Genomic DNA, 1,502 nt, shown 5'->3' with positions numbered 1-1,502 from the left:
CGGCGGATTTCTCCTGACGCGCAGTTATCCGTACTGCCGGGTCCTGGCCGCGTACGGCCTCCTCGGCGGCCCACAGTGGGGCCATCTGCGCCACCGTCTGCGAGGCGATAACGGAGGAGCCTGCGGCATGCAGTTCGTAGAACTTGCGCCGCACGTGCGACCAGCACGCCGCCAGCGTCACGCCGTCGTTGCCCCGATCGGATCGGGCCAGCCGGTTATAGGCGGCGTATCCGTCGACTTGCAGGATCCCGCGATAGCCGTCCAGATGACGGGCAACACATTCGCCGGCGCGGCTGTCCTCGAAGCGATAGACAACAATGGGCGGTCCACTGCCGCCAAAGGGCCGATCATCGCGGACATAGGTCCAGAGGTAGGCCGTCTTGGCCTTGCCAGATCCCGGCGCCAGCGTTGGCAGCGTGGTCTCATCGGCGAAGACCCGCTCCCCCTGCTTGATGCGGGTCAGTGCGTAATCGGCGAGCGGCTCGAGCTCGAAGCCGAGCTTGCCCATCCACTGCGCCATCTGTGACCGGTCGATCTCGACCTGATCGCGGGCATAGATCGCTTCCTGGCGGTAGAGCGGCAGGCCATCGGCGTATTTCGACACCGCGATCTGCGCCAGCAGCGCTTCGGTCGGAATGCCGCTTTCGATGATGCGGGCGGGCGCGGCTGCCTGGATGACGCCGTCCCAACCCTTGTAGGCATATTTGGGGCGACGCGTGACGATCACCCGGAACTTCGCCGGGGTGACATCGAGCCGTTCGGAGACGTCCTCGCCGATCAGGATCTTTTCCAGCGCTTCGCAGCCAGCAGGCGTCTCGGGCTCGATGACCACCTCGATCCGTTCGAGATGGGCCGCAAAGCCTTTGCGAGGGCGCGGGGCGCGCTTCGCTTTCGAGCCGCCCGCAGACTTCTCCATCTGCGCTTGGATGGCCGCCACGCCGGTTTCGATCTCGTCGAAGACCAGAGCGTACTGCTCCTCGCTCAGCGCACCGGCCCGCAACCTTTCGGAGCGGCTGCCGAAGCGCGACCGCTCCAGCATCTTCACCACCGCCGTCAGTCGTGCGATCCGCTCCTCGGCGCTCTTGTTGACCAACTCGAGATGCGTATTGTGGGCTTCGAGATCGGCATTACGCTCTTCCAGACCGGCGGCTTTTTCGGCCATGGCAACAACCATCGCCTTGAGCGCGTCAACGTCGTCCGGGAGCGCGAGATCGGGTGCCGACATGGCCAAAATCAGAGCATATTCGCGGGCAATTTTCCCGCGTTTTCAGCTCCCTGATTCATCATGCCGCAGGGTTTTACCCAACCGATTGCGGCCGCCTGACGGTCTCCGTTCGAACCCGTTTCCAGTCCATTCCGTCAACCAGAGCCATGAGCTGAGCATGATTGAGCTGGACCCGGTGGTGGCCGATCCGCGGCCAGCAGAACTTCGCCTCATCCAGCCGCTTGGCATAAAGACACACGCCGCTGCCGTCCCACCAGACGATCTTGATCCTGTCCGC

General features: G+C 64.0%; 2 protein-coding genes. Both read right to left on the bottom strand.

The genetic code is table 11. The features are described from left to right. A partial coding sequence (gene tnpC, locus NKH83_RS31515; protein WP_352809069.1) for an IS66 family transposase occupies positions 1-1,225 on the bottom strand: 1,225 nt, incomplete at its 3' end. A 73-nt stretch (positions 1,226-1,298) separates the two neighbouring features. Continuing rightward, on the bottom strand, positions 1,299-1,502 hold a 204-nt coding region (gene tnpB, locus NKH83_RS31510; RefSeq protein WP_352809067.1), incomplete at its 5' end, for an IS66 family insertion sequence element accessory protein TnpB.

Origin of the sequence: Mesorhizobium sp. M0909, assembly GCF_040319515.1 — a bacterium.
GTDB lineage: Bacteria > Pseudomonadota > Alphaproteobacteria > Rhizobiales > Rhizobiaceae > Mesorhizobium.
This window is presented reverse-complemented; position numbering and strand designations above follow the sequence as displayed.